At 41.4% G+C, this 15,675-nt stretch carries 14 protein-coding genes; 9 read left to right on the plus strand and 5 right to left on the minus strand.

Annotation, left to right across the window (positions count from 1 at the left end; all coding sequences use genetic code 11):
* From AC0VYC_RS01555 to AC0VYC_RS01565, 3 genes are all read left to right on the plus strand, one after another.
* Positions 1-1,383, plus strand: a complete 1,383-nt coding sequence (locus AC0VYC_RS01555; RefSeq protein WP_475389244.1) for an amino acid permease — start codon at positions 1-3, stop codon at positions 1,381-1,383.
* Positions 1,384-1,483: 100 nt separating this feature from the next.
* Complete coding sequence (locus AC0VYC_RS01560; protein WP_008342155.1) at positions 1,484-1,849, plus strand: VOC family protein; 366 nt, start codon at positions 1,484-1,486, stop codon at positions 1,847-1,849.
* 113 nt (positions 1,850-1,962) lie between these two features.
* Positions 1,963-2,823, plus strand: coding sequence for an alpha/beta fold hydrolase (locus AC0VYC_RS01565; RefSeq protein WP_024719018.1), 861 nt, complete (start codon positions 1,963-1,965; stop codon positions 2,821-2,823).
* A 39-nt stretch (positions 2,824-2,862) separates the two neighbouring features.
* Here AC0VYC_RS01565 and AC0VYC_RS01570 read toward each other — a convergent pair whose 3' ends face one another.
* Both AC0VYC_RS01570 and AC0VYC_RS01575 read right to left on the minus strand, forming a co-directional pair.
* Positions 2,863-4,290: an alanine/glycine:cation symporter family protein gene (locus AC0VYC_RS01570; RefSeq protein ID WP_024719017.1), complete on the minus strand. Its 1,428-nt coding sequence runs from the start codon at positions 4,288-4,290 to the stop codon at positions 2,863-2,865.
* A 33-nt stretch (positions 4,291-4,323) separates the two neighbouring features.
* Positions 4,324-5,304: a glutaminase gene (locus AC0VYC_RS01575; protein WP_047945838.1), complete on the minus strand. Its 981-nt coding sequence runs from the start codon at positions 5,302-5,304 to the stop codon at positions 4,324-4,326.
* Positions 5,305-5,821: 517 nt separating this feature from the next.
* Here AC0VYC_RS01575 and AC0VYC_RS01580 point away from each other — a divergent pair.
* The 3 genes from AC0VYC_RS01580 (at position 5,822) to AC0VYC_RS01590 (ending at position 9,336) form a co-directional block, all read left to right on the plus strand.
* Positions 5,822-7,108 (plus strand): ATP-binding protein, encoded by a 1,287-nt coding sequence (locus tag AC0VYC_RS01580; RefSeq protein WP_475389248.1) that lies wholly within the window; start codon positions 5,822-5,824, stop codon positions 7,106-7,108.
* A 4-nt stretch (positions 7,109-7,112) separates the two neighbouring features.
* Positions 7,113-8,051 carry a response regulator gene (locus AC0VYC_RS01585; RefSeq protein ID WP_058336311.1) on the plus strand — a complete coding sequence of 313 codons (939 nt, stop codon included), beginning with the start codon at positions 7,113-7,115 and terminating at the stop codon, positions 8,049-8,051.
* Between the two features lie 193 nt (positions 8,052-8,244).
* Entirely contained in the window at positions 8,245-9,336 is a 1,092-nt protein-coding gene (locus AC0VYC_RS01590) for an SEC-C metal-binding domain-containing protein (RefSeq protein WP_475389250.1), read from the plus strand.
* A gap of 48 nt (positions 9,337-9,384) precedes the next feature.
* Here the strand turns inward: AC0VYC_RS01590 and AC0VYC_RS01595 are convergent, their stop codons facing one another.
* Entirely contained in the window at positions 9,385-10,425 is a 1,041-nt protein-coding gene (locus AC0VYC_RS01595) for a DUF4352 domain-containing protein (protein WP_159145364.1), read from the minus strand.
* 498 nt (positions 10,426-10,923) lie between these two features.
* On the opposite strand from AC0VYC_RS01595, the gene AC0VYC_RS01600 reads away from it, so the two are divergent.
* Positions 10,924-11,853 (plus strand): aldo/keto reductase, encoded by a 930-nt coding sequence (locus AC0VYC_RS01600; RefSeq protein WP_407708178.1) that lies wholly within the window; start codon positions 10,924-10,926, stop codon positions 11,851-11,853.
* 35 nt (positions 11,854-11,888) lie between these two features.
* Here AC0VYC_RS01600 and AC0VYC_RS01605 read toward each other — a convergent pair whose 3' ends face one another.
* Together AC0VYC_RS01605 and AC0VYC_RS01610 are read right to left on the minus strand one after the other, a co-directional pair.
* Positions 11,889-12,854, minus strand: a complete 966-nt coding sequence (locus AC0VYC_RS01605; protein WP_475389253.1) for a sensor histidine kinase — start codon at positions 12,852-12,854, stop codon at positions 11,889-11,891.
* Positions 12,855-12,865: 11 nt separating this feature from the next.
* Entirely contained in the window at positions 12,866-13,567 is a 702-nt protein-coding gene (locus AC0VYC_RS01610) for a LytR/AlgR family response regulator transcription factor (protein ID WP_024719011.1), read from the minus strand.
* 160 nt (positions 13,568-13,727) lie between these two features.
* On the opposite strand from AC0VYC_RS01610, the gene AC0VYC_RS01615 reads away from it, so the two are divergent.
* Both AC0VYC_RS01615 and AC0VYC_RS01620 read left to right on the plus strand, forming a co-directional pair.
* Positions 13,728-14,468: an ATP-binding cassette domain-containing protein gene (locus AC0VYC_RS01615; protein WP_007498365.1), complete on the plus strand. Its 741-nt coding sequence runs from the start codon at positions 13,728-13,730 to the stop codon at positions 14,466-14,468.
* The gene (locus tag AC0VYC_RS01620) at positions 14,468-15,649 is read left to right on the plus strand and encodes an ABC transporter permease (RefSeq protein ID WP_017358600.1); all 1,182 of its coding nucleotides are present in this window, start codon (positions 14,468-14,470) and stop codon (positions 15,647-15,649) included. The genes AC0VYC_RS01615 and AC0VYC_RS01620 overlap by 1 nt, the downstream gene beginning before the upstream one ends.
* Positions 15,650-15,675 lie beyond the last annotated feature (26 nt).

The following is a 15,675-nucleotide window of genomic DNA, read 5'->3' on the forward strand; positions in this document are numbered from 1 at the left end:
TTGCGACATATACTTCGTAAGAAACACATTCACGATTTGTTAGAACAGAGCAGACAGCAAAAGGTAAAGAAAACACTGGGCGGGCTCGATCTCACACTCCTTGGCATAGGGGCTGTGATTGGGACGGGGGTCATGGTGTTAACCGGAATTACAGCAGCTAAGGATGCAGGACCGGCTGTTATTTTCTCCTTTGCGATCGCAGCGATTGTGTGCAGTCTAGCAGCACTTTGTTATGCAGAAATGGCTTCCGCGCTGCCTGTGTTCGGCAGTGCGTACATTTATTCATATACCACAATGGGTGAACTCGTAGGTCATCTCATGGGGTGGACGTTATTATCTGTTTATATGCTGACTGCTTCAGCTGTAGCGAGTGGCTGGTCGAGTTATTTTAACAGCCTGCTGGAGGGGTTTGGAATCTCAATTCCACATCAATTTTTAGCTGGTCCAGAACAAGGCGGATATATGAATTTGCCAGCAATTATCATTGCTTTACTCATTGCGTGGATCCTATCTAAAGGAACGAAAGAAAGTAAAAAATTCAATAATATCATGGTGTTTGTGAAACTTGGCATTATTGTTCTTTTCATTGTAGTAGGTGGTTTTTATGTAGAGCCAGCCAATTGGCAGCCGTTCATGCCGTTTGGTACGGAAGGGATTATTGCTGGAGCCGCTGCTGTGTTTTTTGCCTTTTTAGGATTCGATGCCATTTCAGCTTCTGCAGAAGAGGTGAAAAATCCACAGCGGAACCTGCCAATTGGTATCATTGGTTCATTGCTCATTTGTACGATCATTTATATTGTCGTTTGTTTGGTCATGACAGGCATGGTGCACTATACGAAGTTGAATGTGACAGAGGCAATGTCTTATGTATTGCAAAGTGTCCATCAACATAGCGTGGCTGGTATTATTTCTGTCGGTGCTGTGATTGGATTGATGGCTGTGATTTTCGCCAATAATTATGCGGCAACTCGAATTGCTTTTGCGATGGGGCGGGACGGGCTCTTGCCTAAAGTGTTTTCAAAAACAAACAAAAGTGATACACCGGTTTCCAGTATATGGGTTATTGGCGGGGTGACAGCTGTTATTTCAGGGTTTATTGATTTGAAGGATCTGTCCAACCTAGCCAATATCGGTGCATTATTAACGTTTGCGATGGTGAGTTTATCCGTACTCATTTTGAGAAAGACACATAAACAGCTGGAAAGGGGATTCCGGGTTCCGTTTGTACCAGTTTTGCCAATTATCTCGATGGGGTGTTGTGTGTTTCTGATGCTCAATTTACCAGGCCGGACATGGCTGTACTTCGGGGTTTGGCTGATGATCGGTGTCGTCATGTACGCAGCGTATTCTAACAAACACAGTGAATTAGCGAAATCTGCTTGAGAAAAAGGTGCAAATCCGTTGACGATTTGTGCCTTTTTTCATACGATTTGGGATAAGCTATATAAGAGATAATGAACGGAACAAGAGGAGGATGAGGGAAATGATCAGCGTTAGTCCTTATATTGTTGTAGAAGACGTCAAAGAATCTCTTCAATATTATCAAGGAATTTTTGGCGGAGATATTCGTATCTTAAATGAACATCAAGACCGTGTATTGCATGCTGAGCTGCACCTTGGAGAATCACTGCTCCACTTTTCAGATACATTTGGCCGCACACCAAAACCGGAGAATCTTCGATTGATCATGCAGTTTGACAATGAGGAAGAGTTAAAGGCTGTATACGAGGCGCTTGAAGCTGACGGAGATGTCCTTGTGGAATTACAGGATACGTTTTTTGGCGCACTTCATGGACAAGTACAAGATAGGAAGAATGGTTTGATATGGGTGCTGAATTATATGAAATAAATAAAGACCTTCACCCTTGTGAAGGTTTTTTTGTGAGTGTTTTTATTTTCTGAAAAATGGAAAATATGCTATGTTGGAAGAATGATAAGACATGGGGAAAGGGTGGAAAAGGAATGGATCAAGTTGAGTTTCAATATATTCAAACAAACGGCATAAAACTCCATACGGCAATGGCTGGTCCTGAAGATGGCCCACTGCTGGTTCTGCTGCATGGATTCCCTGAGTTTTGGTATGGTTGGAAAAATCAAATCCTCCCCCTGGCTGAGGCGGGGTATCGTGTCGTTGTTCCTGATCAAAGGGGATACCATCTGAGTGACAAACCAGAAGGAGTCGAATCATACGTCTTAGACAAATTAAGAGATGATATCGTGGGATTAATTAAGGCGCTGAGCCCAAATCAAAAGGCTATTGTCGGCGGACATGATTGGGGCGGAGCGGTTGCTTGGCACCTTGCTTCAACCCGTTCTCAATATGTAGAGAAATTAATCATCGTCAACATGCCGCATCCTCGTGTGATGATGAAGGTCCTTCCGTTTTATCCGCCGCAGTGGAAGAAGAGCTCTTATATCGCGTTCTTTCAGCTTCCAAATGTACCAGAGGCAGCCCTTCAAGAAAATCACTTTCAAAGACTGGATGAAGCCATTGGACTGTCTGCTAGACCTCATCTGTTCACGAAGGAAGATGTCTCAAGCTATAAGCTGGCATGGACGCAGCCGGGAGCCATTACGTCCATGTTGAATTGGTATCGAGGTATTAAAAAAGGCGGCTTTGAAAAACCGATTTCCAAACGAATTCTCGTTCCTGTCCGCATGATCTGGGGAATGGAGGACAAATTTCTAAGCAGAAAGCTCGCAAAAGAAACGATCAAAATTTGCCCAAATGGACAGCTGATTTTTGTCGATGATGCGACTCATTGGATCAATCATGAGAAACCAGATGTCGTGAATAAGCTCATTCTCGAATTTTTAGCATAAAGGAAAAAGCTCTGATCATATGACCAGAGCTTATTTGTTTTATCCGATTTGATTCTTTTTCAAGGAAACAGGTTCGTCGTCCCAGCATTCAATCTCTTCATTGTTTGGAACGGCATTTTTATAGAAAACAGGATCTTTGCCTTCTTTTTTCTGTCTCATGTAATCCTTCAGTGCTGCAAAGGCGACTTTGGACAACATGGTAATGGCAATGAGGTTGACGATGACCATGAGACCCATGAATAAGTCGGCTAGACCCCAAACGAGAGGAACAGTCGCAACAGCTCCGAAAAGAACCATGCCAATGACAGCAACACGATAGATGTTGAGCCAAATTTTATTCGCTCCCAAGAACTCAATGTTCGTTTCACCATAGTAATAGTTACCAATTAACGTACTAAAAGCGAATAAGAAAATCATGATCGCCAGGAATCCAGAAGCCCAAGGCCCAATGTGCTGGCTTAATGAAGCCTGAGTTAGCTCAATTCCTTGCAGGTTGGTTGTTTTATACGCATCAGAGAACAAGACAAGAAAGGCTGTACTTGTACAAATAATTAACGTATCTGTTAATACACCAAATGCTTGGATTAATCCTTGTTTGACTGGGTGGCTCGTGACAGCAGTTGCTGCTGCGTTAGGCGCACTACCCATACCGGCTTCGTTTGAGAAGAGACCGCGTTTAATCCCTTGTAACAATGCTCCACCTAGTGTACCGCCGGCAAACTGTTCAAATCCGAAAGCATGCTTCACAATCGTACTGATGACACCTGGCAGTTCAGTAATATTTGTGACAATCACAAAGAAAGCAATCCCGATGTAAGCAACGGCAAGGACAACGACAATATATTCAGATGCTTTTGCAATCGCTTGGATACCTTTAAAAATAATGGCGGCAAAAATAACAGCCATAATGATGCCGACAGTTAGGCGATCTAGACCAAAAGAGTTTTGAAAAGCAACTGTGATGGTATTTGATTGCACTGCGTTAAAGACAATCCCAAAAGAGATCGTGATCAGAATGGCAAATAAAATCCCCATCCAGCGCTTGTTTAACCCTTTTTCCATGTAATAAGCAGGTCCCCCGCGGAATCCTGTTTTATCTTTGACTTTATACACCTGAGCTAATGTACTTTCAACAAAGCTTGAGGCAGAACCGATAATCGCGACGATCCACATCCAGAAGATTGCACCAGGTCCACCGATCGCAATAGCGATGGCAATCCCTGTGATATTCCCTGTTCCTACACGTGCTGCCATACTGATGGCAAATGCTTGGAACGGTGAGATTCCCTCTTTTTCTTTTCTTCCTTCTTTTAGAACACGCAGCATTTCTTTCAGCATTCTAACTTGCAGGAAGCGTGATCTATATGTGAAGTAGACCCCTACTCCAAGTAACAGAGCAATGACAAGATAAGTCCAAATAAAATCATTTGTAGTTGTTAAATAAGATAGCAAAGCTTTTTCGTTCATAACATCACCTCTTCGAATTCATCACTGTTCTTTTTAAAAAATACTGAGATCCCACTCTTTGGCGAGTTTCTTCAGCATCATGACACCGGTAATACTATTTCCACAATCGTCAATGGCAGGACCATAAATGCCGATCCCGCAGCCTGTCTGAAATGGGAATTCTCTTCTTGCGCTTGGCGGAACGCAAGCCATGATTCCTCCAGACACACCACTTTTGGCTGGAACACCTACGAATGCAGCAAAATTACCAGACGCATTGTACATGCCGCATGTCAGCATCAATGCCTTTGTTAGTCTTGCGATATCTTTTGGGATGACTTGGACTTGTTTAAAGGGATGGTAGCCATCACTTGATATAACCAGTCCAATCAAGGCGATGTCCTCTGTTGTAACCTCAATGGAACATTGCTTTAAATACACTTCTAACGTGTCCTCGACATCTGATTCTAAGTAATTGGTTTCTTTTAAATAATAAGCAAGTGCCCGGTTGCGATGTGCCGTTGCCCATTCTGATTGATAAACCTCTTCATTAACAGAAGGACGCTTACCTATTAAGTTTTCGATTAAATCGAAAATATATGCTAGCTTTTCTGTAGAAGTCTTTCCAGGAAGGATGGAGGATACGGTAATAGCTCCAGCATTAATCATTGGATTAAAGGGCTTCCCTGGTTTATGCATCTCAAGGCGGTAGATGGAATTAAATGCATCACCAGTTGGCTCTACATCTACCCGATCCAAGACGTACGGAACGCCTCTTCCTAAACAGGCAGCTATAAAGCTGATGACTTTTGAGATACTTTGCAGGGTAAAGGGAACGTCCCAATCACCATAACGTACAGATGATCCATCTGGGCCTATCACGCTGATACCAAGTTGAGAGGAATTTACTTTTCCGAGTGCTGGAATGTAGCCAGCGTTCTGCCCGTTTTTGTAATACGGACGTATTTCTTCTGCCCATTGATCAACAGAAGACTGGCATGCGTGTTGTGTATTATTAGAAATTGCTGTTTTCATACGATTCCTCCAATCAAAAATCAAAAAGTACCCTATTGAATTGGCGGATGACAAAAAATGCGATCAAATAGGCACGAAAACATGTTACACATCTTCAAAGAACTTGTCATGCGCTGCTTGTACCACTCCTTTACACCTAAATATATGTTCAAATGAAGGCTTTGGCGGCGAAACAACAAAAAGGGTTTTTAGTGAAAATTCAGAAAACGCTTACATATAGTTTCACTAAAATTGTTCATTCAATTTATCTTGGAAACTACACAATCTGACGAAAATCTACAGAAAAACTTACAAATAAAAATCAGTCTGCATGTAATTGTCTAAACAATTCCCATTATTGTAGACAATCTCCAAATCGTAGAATAGCTGAAAGGTCACCATGCCTTCTCGGAGAATAGTCATAAAAAATGATTTTGAAGAGAGAAGTAGCCGTGAAAATAATTTTTTTGCTCATTGTGAAGCAAAGAGTCTCCTTGTATACTGTGGCTATGTAAACAGGGGAAGGGATGTCAGTCATTTGAGTTTAAACCAGCTTGTCAAAAAAGACGCATTTATTTTGATTTTTATGATCGTCATTGTGCCGCTTGCGGGAGAGCTGAAGTTTTATCCTGTGAATGAAACATTTCGTATTAGTTTTGGGGCACCTGCGTTTTTCTTTTGCTTATTACTTTTAAGAAAATCAAGACCATTGCTGCCAGGGTTTTTAACAGGCGTAGCCATTGTCCTATTTCGGGTAGGTTTAGATCTTATTCAGCAAAAAGCTGATCTGGCTCTGTCATTTTATCAGCAGTTTCCGAGCTTCTTTTTTTACTTTACTTATGCTTTTCTTTTCTTTGTTGTCCGTACAGGCCGTTTCAAGCAACGTTCCATTTTTATTGGGCTGATCGGACTGATGATTGAACTGCTTGCTGATTTTGTTGAGCTGTTTGTACAATTTTTAGTGTTTGATACAACCATGACTTTCTCAAAGCTGAGTGATATGATCCTCATTGCATTTGCTCACAGCTTCGTGGTCATCAGCTTTTTTAATATGATGAGGCTGTATGAGGCACAATCAAGAGAGAAACAAATCATGAAGCAAAATGAGCATATGATGATGGTCATTTCAAATTTATATGAGGAAACAATTCATTTAAAGAAAACGTTAAATCATACAGAGCACATAACCCAAGAATCCTATCGGCTCTATCGTCTGCTGAATGAACATGAGGCAGGAAAGAAAGTGAGTCAGGAGCTGCTGAAGCTTGCAGGGGAAATACATGAAGTTAAAAAGGACAATCAGCGTATTTACGCCGGGCTTTCAAAGCTGATTTCAAAGGAAAATATGCAAGATTATATGAGGGCAGAGGACCTTGTTCAAATCGTGATTCGCATTCAAGAGAAATATGCGCTATCTCTCGGGAAGAACATTTCCTTTACATCTGATATAAAAGGCATTCACTTGCATGAGTATCATGTGTTCATTTTCTTATCGCTGATTAATAATTTAATGGCAAATGCAGTTGAAGCAATCAAGGATGATGGAGCCATCTCACTCGTATTAAAAGGGAGTCATGATAAAATAGAGATTCGGGTTGAGGATGATGGACCGGGTATTCCTGAGAAATTGAGAGAGATTGTATTTGATCCGGGATATACCTCAAAATTTGATGCATATGGAACACCGTCAACTGGGATTGGCTTATCCTATGTGAGAGAGCTGGTTCAAGAGCTGGACGGTCAAATCCAGATTGAGCAGAAAGAAACGAAAGGAACAGCTTTTCAGCTTGTCCTTCCGATAAAAAATTTAATACAGAGAGGGTGAGTGTATGCGATTTTTCATTGCAGATGATGATCGTGCAATACGCTCGATTTTAGGTCAGATCATTGAGGATGAGGATCTAGGAGAGGTCGTGGATGAAGCTGATGACGGCATTGGATTAGAAGCGAATTCATTGAACTTGAAAAAAGTAGACATCCTTCTGATTGATCTTTTAATGCCAGCTAGAGACGGCATTCAAACCATACGTCATATTCACCCTGAATTCAAAGGAAAGGTCATCATGATATCTCAAGTAGAAGCAAAAGAGATGATGGCAGAAGCCTATGAACTTGGAATTGAATATTATATTCATAAACCCGTCAATCGAATTGAGATTGTCAGTGTCATTCGAAAGGTCATGGAGCGGATCAAGCTCGAAAAATCAATTTACGATATTCAAGCTTCTCTTCGGCATGTGCTGCCATTAGAGCCAGTGATTTCTCATGAGATAGGTACTGGATCAAAGCGAAGAACGATGAAAGAGGCAGGGGAATTCCTCCTATCTGAATTAGGAATTGTCGGAGAGAGTGGCTCTAAGGATTTACTAGAGATATTGATCTACTTACATGAAACGCAGACAGCCAATTCTCATGAGGTGAATTTTCCGCCATTAAAGCAGCTATTTATCAAAACGGCGGAACGAAAGCTTGGTCGTGGTGCGGCGGATGTGGAAGTGATGCGGGAAGTGAAAGCAGCAGAGCAGCGAATTAGACGAGCCATCCATCATTCCTTAAATCATTTCGCATCACTTGGGCTCACAGATTTTTCAAATCCTAAATTTGAGCACTATGCGTCGAAGTTTTTTGATTTCACTGATGTCAGCCAAAGAATGAAAGAAATGCAGAAGACTTCTTCGCCCGCAGGGTCAACAGGCAGAGTCAATACGAAAAAGTTCGTGCAAATCTTTTATTTTGAAGCAAAGCAGCTATTCGAAGGGATGAGCTGAGGGAAATCTATTGGAATGATTGGAGAAAATAAACAGAGACAGAGTGCTTTTGACTATGAGCCGCCTTGCTCTTTTAGACGTCTTTGTTATTTATCTGATCATTCTGATTTTTCTTTTTTCTTGAAAATAAAACTCTCCTGTGCAATCGTTTGTTAAAATAGTGAGGTTAGACTAGAATGTCGGAGGTTTTATTTTGGGAAAAATTAAACGAAATGCGCTCTGCCCATGCGGAAGCGGAAAAAAATATAAACATTGCTGTGGTCAAAAGTCAGGCGGAGAACAAACGTCTGAGCTTGTGTTTAAGGAAGCTGTACAAGTTCAAAAGGATTTAATGAATTATGCGTTCTCTAAGCATCAGAGAGCGATCAATCAATTCATTAATGAGTTCTCTTTCCTAGCAGATATGGATAAAGAAACGCAACAAATCTCAGTCTTTCATTTGAGTGTATGGGGCATTTTCTTCCGCCCATTAACAGATAAGAAAGAGACTATCTTCCAAGAATTCCTGACAAAAAAAGCAGAAGATATTACCCGTCCTAAAACAAGACAAGTGGTTGAATCTTGGACAGACATGGAGCCATCTTTGCTTTTATTAAATGAAAAAACGGACGAGTCTCTTTACTTTGAGAATATGGTGACAGCTGAGAAGGTTGAAGTTGATGTGAAGCCGGATCAAACCGTGCTGCCAGAGAAAGGTAGTCTTGTTCTAGGTTTCCCTGTTCAGTTTGAAGAAAAAGCAGAGTTTTTCATTCAATATACGATGTTCGCGAAAGAGTTTACTGATACGCTTCTTCTTCAGGTTCGCCAGCTCGTTGAAGCACATGAGGCAAACGGAGGAGCACGTAGTACATTTATGAGAGAAGCCTTCCCTGAAGTGCTGAAGTGTATGTTTGCGAAGCAAGAAGTTGAAGAAACAGAAGCGCCTGCTCAAACAGAAGGAAGTACAGTAGAACTATCAGCAGATCGGATGGACTGGGCTAGTGACGTTCAGTTGGAAACAGCCAAGCTGATTGAAGACGGGATGAAAGAGCACGGTGACCAAAGCCTGACAGATGGCGCTTTAACAGTTTGGAAAGCTTACTGTGATCAGAAAGCACCTGTGATCCGTAAAGCGGCGTCATTTGCTGCGGGAATCGAATATTATATTCATTCACTTGCAAGCGATGCCCCGCTTTCTCAAGCACAAGTTGCTAAAAAGTATGGTATTAGTGCGTCCACTGTATCGAGCCGATTTAAAGACATTGAAAAAGCGGTCAAAGAAGAGCAAGAGACGACTGTATCATAGCATGAAAAAAGACGCGGTACCTTTCAAGGAGCCAGCGTCTTTTTTTCATCATCTTGTTTTAATAAAACCACTCATGTATTGCTCTGTATTATAATCATTGAGGTCAATTTTCCACTGACCATCTCCGTTACGTTTCATTTTCACTTCATACTCAGCAGGGCTTGAGACTGGAGGAAGCTTTTCAAACTCAGATGCGTACATATTCAAGCTTTTCTTATACAATTCTTCTTTCGAACGGATTTTGCCGTTGTAAAACTCATCTCTTTGTTTGTCTAGTTTGTCTTTTAAGTTAGAAGCATCAATACCGGTTACTTGAGCGACAACCTTCGCTTCGTCATCTGAGATGGTTTTCACACTTGTTTCCACTTTCGTTTTATCCTTCATTGTATTTTGCATGCGTTTGTACATGGATAAAATATCGCGGTCACTGACTTCATTTCCATATATGCCTGCACTTCTCTTAAAGTCTTTCACAAACATTTCGTGATATTTATTAACGACATCTGATTGATTGTCACCTGTTAATTCTGAGAATTGATCATTCTTTTTGTCAAAAACAATGATATCTGTATAAGCAGATAGTGCTTTTGCTGGGTTATCTAGCTTTTTCGCTGAATCCAGTATCTTTTCGCCATCTAGTTCAATTTCGATCGAATCGCTGTTTTTCTTGATGCTATCTTGGTACACGAACTGATATTTTTTGCCTTTATCTACTAGGAAATAAAGCGCTCCTGATAGTGATTTCCCTTTGTTCAATGACCCAAGATCAAGGCGGTCTTTACTGCCGTAGAATTTTAAATCAGAGACTTTGGCATCGTCCTGATAAAGGGTGAAATCAGAGTTATATAGTGAAAGGGCTTTGTCACCTTTGTTGGTGATCGTCAGGTTGACTTTTAACACCAATTCATTGTCTCGCAAGGTAGTTGTTGAGTCTTCTGGTAACGTATATTCGTAGCTATTCACTTTTACCTCTGCAGTTTTTGTTGATTTTTGGTCAGCCTTTGTTGATTTTGCTGAGCTCTGGCAGGCTGCAGAGATGATCATCACGAATGAAATCATGAGGAGTGCACTTATTTTTTTAAGATTCACAGTTGATGCTCCTTTGCTTTTCTTTCGTCATTTTCTTCCCGCTATCTGACTGAGAAAAAAGAAACAGATAGAATGGTATATTCGGGTGTTAAAGGGGAAAATCTCCTAATGACGATTTGCACTATTCATTCTATCGAATTTCATTCGTGATGAGGAATAGGTTGTAGTCCCTATCTTTGATAGATTTTTACACAAATACCTATAAAAAACGGAATTTAATAAGTAGAATATACTAGTCAATAAGAATTAATTTATCTATTTATCATAAGTTTTAAATGTTTTGTGTGTAAAAATCTTGAAATGGAGGTAGTTTTCATTTTAAAAGATGTGTTAGGATTCACATCACAAAGCTTTTCGTTTAAGTATATCTTCATCATACGAATCTTTTTCTTTCAAAGCGTCCACCTCCAGATTGATTTTCAGAGAGCAGAATACTTGAATGTTGAAAATGATTCATGGGAAAATAAGGATGATTAAGCAGATAAGGGAGATGAGCTTTTGAAAAAAGTAACGCTTGGACGAACTGATTTACAGGTGAATCCGATAGGGCTTGGAACAAATGCAGTAGGTGGCCATAATTTATTCCCGAATCTGAGTGAAGATGCAGGGCGGGAGCTAGTAGAAACTGCTCTTGATCATGGTGTCAATTTCTTAGATTCTGCTTTTATTTATGGGCTGGGCCGTTCAGAAGAATTGATTGGTGAGATCATTGCCAAAAGAGGCGGCAGAGACGAACTGGTTCTTGCGACAAAAGGGGCTCATAAAGAAGTAAACGGACAAATCGAACTGGACAATAGCCGTGATTTCTTAAGACAGCAGGTCGAAGACAGCCTGAAGAGGCTCCAAACCGATTATATTGATTTGTACTATATGCATTTCCCAGACGGCCGCACGCCGCTGGATGAAGTGGCAGGTACTTTAAAGGAATTGAAGGATGAGGGGAAAATCCGGGCAATTGGGGCATCAAACCTTGATTTTGAACAGCTTCAAACCTTTAATCGAGATGGATACCTAGACGTGCTTCAATCAGAGTATTCTCTGCTGAAACGTCAGGCCGAGCAAGACCTTCTCCCATACTGCGTGGAGCATGGGATTTCCTTTATCCCTTATTTTCCATTGGCGTCAGGCCTGTTGACTGGGAAGTTTACAAAGGATGCGACATTTGATGATATTCGAGCAAAGGACCCGCTTTTCCAAGGTGATGCTTTCCTTCAAAACCTCGAAAAAGTAGACAAACTGAAGGCCATTGCGCAATCAAAACATGCCGAAACAGCCCATGTAGCGCTGGCGTGGCTATTGGCGCAGGATGGCATTGATGCCATTATTCCTGGTGCAAAACGAGCCAAGCAAGTCTTACAAAACTTGAAAACAAACGATGTTCAATTAACAAAAGAAGAAATTAGCGAAATCGATCAGATCTTTTCATAATATAAAAAATAAGGTGCCAAGTAGCACCTTATTTTTTATGCCATTGTGAGAGGAATCTTGATCACGAGCCTCAGGTTTGGAGAACGATACGTAAAATCAAGCGTGCCGTCTGCCTTTTCAACAAGCTGATGAATGATATAAGTACCCATACCTTGATGATCACCGCCTTTTGTCGAGCGGCCAAACGTCTTGAACAGATGATCTAATACGTGTTTTTCCATGCCCTTAGTACTGTTTTCACAATGAATCAAAAAGAGCCCGCTCCGTATGGAAGTCGTGATCGAGATGCTTCCCTCGTTCCCAGCTTGCTTCGCTTCAATAGCGGCGTCTAATGCGTTATCAAGCAGGTTGCCGGTAAAACTCACCTGATCCGCTTTAGAAAAAGGAAGAGAAGAAAAGGGTGCTTGAAGATCTAGTGAAAGGGCAATGTCCTCTTTTTCAGCCCGTTGGAAAAAGGAATGAAGGGTGGAGGCCAAATAAGCATTTTCCCCTTTGATCCAAGGAAAATGTTTCACGTATTGCTGAATCAAATCTTTGATCTCATGCTCGTCATTCGATGCGGAAAAGGCATTTAAATGTCTAGCTGTTTCATGGTGTTTACTTCGCAGCTCAAGCAGCAAGTCATTGGTCCTCGACTCAGCATGAATCAGCTCTTGAAGCCGTCCATTTAATCGTTGCTCCGTTTGCATCACCTTGAAGGAAAGGAGATCGGCTGTCAAAATGATGATGACAGTTAAAAGATGGCTTAGTCCATTTCCGTGCGTGAGAAAAAGTGAAATGCCTGAACAGGTGATGAGCACAAAAGCGCCTAATATCACGTAACCACTCATACCTAGCCAAAACCTTTTGTAAATGAAAAAGGTGTAAAGGCACAAGATGCAAAAGGTAAGAAGCCACACCATGCTTGATGACAAAGGCAGAACAGCTTTAGCAGCAGCTTGAACTGCAAGACCGAGCCAGATGAGCGTATATATGCGAAATCCAAGATAGAAAGCGTTCACGTTCGTTCTCCTTAAAAGTAGTATTTCTTAAAGTATTCTAATTGCTGCTTCGTCATCATGGCTTTTTTATCAGTCCCTTCAAAAGACACGATAAATGAATTTTTGGCATACGCCGAAAAGTTCTTAATGTAATGAATATTGATGATAAACGAGCGGTGGGAGCGGATAAAGTCTTTCTCAGCTAAATCACCTTTTAACTCGTTGAGAGTTTGGTATGTTTGAATATCTCCTGTTGTTGTGACAATGGTCGTCGACCTGCCAGTACGTTCAACAAAGATGACATCCTTTTTTTGCAGTACATGGATATTTGATTGCTGCTTGATGAGAAGCCGTCCGTGAATGCTTTTCTCCTGCTTGGTGGACATGTAGCGCTCTAAGGATTTGGCGATTCGATCAGCTTGATAAGGCTTCATAATATAATCATGGACATTCAAATCAAAGGCATGGACAGCATACCCACTGTTTCCCGTCACAAATACAACATCCACATTCAGTGCGTGAGAGTGAATAAGGTCTGCTAATTCATAGCCTGACATGCCAGGCATCTCAATGTCTGCAAACAATAGATCAATGTCGCCCTGTTTGACCTTCTCATATGCATCCTCCGCTGACTGCGTCACAAAAACGATGTCAACGGCATCCATTCTGCCGACAATGGCATGCAGCTTTTCTAAATCCACTCGGTAATCATCGACAAGACCTACTTTTATCATAAAAATCACCTATGACTCTTCTTATTATTTGTCTATTTTACCATTTGTTTTTTAAAATGGATCATTTCAAGACAGAAAAAGGACGTTTCGCGACATTTTTATGTCAGACAGGCGGTATTTTTTCTATCATAGACGTAGATAGTCGAAAGGGGCGAACCAAATGATTACTCTCAGCGATTGTAGTTGCTGGTTTACAGATAAGAAAAAAGTCGTAAAGGCGATGAAACATATGACATTCTCCGTAAAGGAAGGAGAAGTCGTCGGCATCTTAGGAGAAAATGGAGCGGGGAAAACCACATTATTACGCGCCGTTGCGACATTATTGGAGCCTACTCATGGAACAGTCAATGTTGCAGGCTTTGATACAGTCAAAGAAGCAACTGAAGTGAAGAAGCGAATTGGGGTCTTATTTGGCGGCGAGACGGGACTTTATGACCGTTTGACGGCTCGTGAAAACCTTGAATACTTTGGGAAATTATATGGCTTGGATCAGCATGAGATCAAAGCAAGAATTGAGGATTTAGCAAAGCGATTCGGGATGAGGCAGTACATGGATCGCAAGGTAAAAGGATTTTCAAGAGGGATGAAGCAAAAGGTGGCGATTGCCAGAACATTGATTCATGACCCTGACATTATTTTGTTTGACGAACCGACAACAGGTTTAGATATCACATCGAGTAATATTTTCAGAGAGTTTATTCATCAGTTGAAACAGCAAAATAAAACGATTCTATTTTCAAGCCACATCATGGAAGAAGTCAGCCTGCTTTGTGACAGTGTCATGATGATTCATCAAGGGGAGCTCGTGTACAAAGGAACGCTTCCAGAATTATATGCACAAGAACAAAGTGAAGACTTGAATTACATCTTTATGTCGAAGCTCGCAAGGGGGAATGCATAATGTGGAAAACCGTCTTTTTAAAAGAAATGACAGATTCGCTCAGAGACAGGAAAACGTTGCTCTTAACAGTGTTGATCCCTCTTTTGACGATGCTCGGACTCGTGTTTTTCTACGAAAGCATGATCGCTGATCCAGGCGATAAAACGTATACAGTCGCAATCAATGAAAAGCTTCCGTCCGATATGAATGACATGATCAAAGAAGTGAAAAACCTGAAACTTGAAACATTTGATGACCCGCAGCAAGCCGTTAAAGACGGTGAGGCAAATGCTTATCTAGAAATGCCAAAAGATGCAGGCGATATGCTTCAGCATCAAACATCGTTTGCCATTAAAGTCCATGGGTATCCAACAGATGATGATTCAGTGATTGCGGTTCAAATGCTGCAATCGTTGCTGGAGCAATATCAAAATCAAGTCGTAGAAAAGCGTTTGGCACAGGATCAGATCAAATCGTCAGTGATTCATCCGTTTGAGGTACAATCGGTTGATGTGCAAGAAGGAGAGGACGGGGATGGAGAAAACGGGGTGACCACCATGCTGCTGTCGATTCTCCTTCCAATGATTTTAGTGACGTCTGTGATCTCAGGTGCTTTGCCAGCTGCGCTTGATATCGTAGCAGGTGAAAAGGATAGAAAGTCAATTGAAGCTTTATTCCTGACACCGGCCAGCAGACTTCAGCTTTTAATTGGAAAATGGCTAGCTGTTTCTATGTTTGGTATATTAAGTGGCATTGTGGCGATTGGCATGCTGCTGCTCTCTACATTGCTCTTTACAGAAAAACTGAAACAAGCGCTGAACTTCGGAGATCAAGTGTGGAGCATCATCGGCGTTATGTTTGCGGCATTAATTATCTTCTCATTCATGGTATCCATGATTGAACTGCTGCTCAGTGTCGTTTCAAGCTCAGTGAAAGAAGCACAATCGTACATGTCCATGATCATTACACTAGGTGTGATTCCGATGTTTTTCACCATGAGAGCAGGCGCTACGCAGCTAGATACGTATTACTTTGCGATCCCATTCCTTAATATTCACGCACTATGCAAGCAATTGATGTTTGGCATCGTTGACCCGATGTCGATTGCCCTGACGCTCGGCTCCTCGGCGCTGACAGTGATGATATTGTTTGTCATCGTGAGAAGTTTGTTTATGAAAGAGAAATGGATGCTTGCGAAATAGAAAGAACATTTCATTGATAGAAATGA

Source organism: Bacillus sp. iso_77 (genome assembly GCF_056173625.1).

Bases quoted from the DNA above. Each gene is read 5' to 3' on its own strand.
- AC0VYC_RS01560 (WP_008342155.1), top strand. From the start codon at position 1,484: ATGATCAGCGTTAGTCCTTATATTGTTGTAGAAGACGTCAAAGAATCT.
- AC0VYC_RS01575 (WP_047945838.1), bottom strand. From the start codon at position 5,304: ATGAAAACAGCAATTTCTAATAATACACAACACGCATGCCAGTCTTCT.
- AC0VYC_RS01585 (WP_058336311.1), top strand. From the start codon at position 7,113: ATGCGATTTTTCATTGCAGATGATGATCGTGCAATACGCTCGATTTTA.
- AC0VYC_RS01570 (WP_024719017.1), bottom strand. From the start codon at position 4,290: ATGAACGAAAAAGCTTTGCTATCTTATTTAACAACTACAAATGATTTT.
- AC0VYC_RS01615 (WP_007498365.1), top strand. From the start codon at position 13,728: ATGATTACTCTCAGCGATTGTAGTTGCTGGTTTACAGATAAGAAAAAA.
- AC0VYC_RS01610 (WP_024719011.1), bottom strand. From the start codon at position 13,567: ATGATAAAAGTAGGTCTTGTCGATGATTACCGAGTGGATTTAGAAAAG.
- AC0VYC_RS01620 (WP_017358600.1), top strand. From the start codon at position 14,468: ATGTGGAAAACCGTCTTTTTAAAAGAAATGACAGATTCGCTCAGAGAC.
- AC0VYC_RS01565 (WP_024719018.1), top strand. From the start codon at position 1,963: ATGGATCAAGTTGAGTTTCAATATATTCAAACAAACGGCATAAAACTC.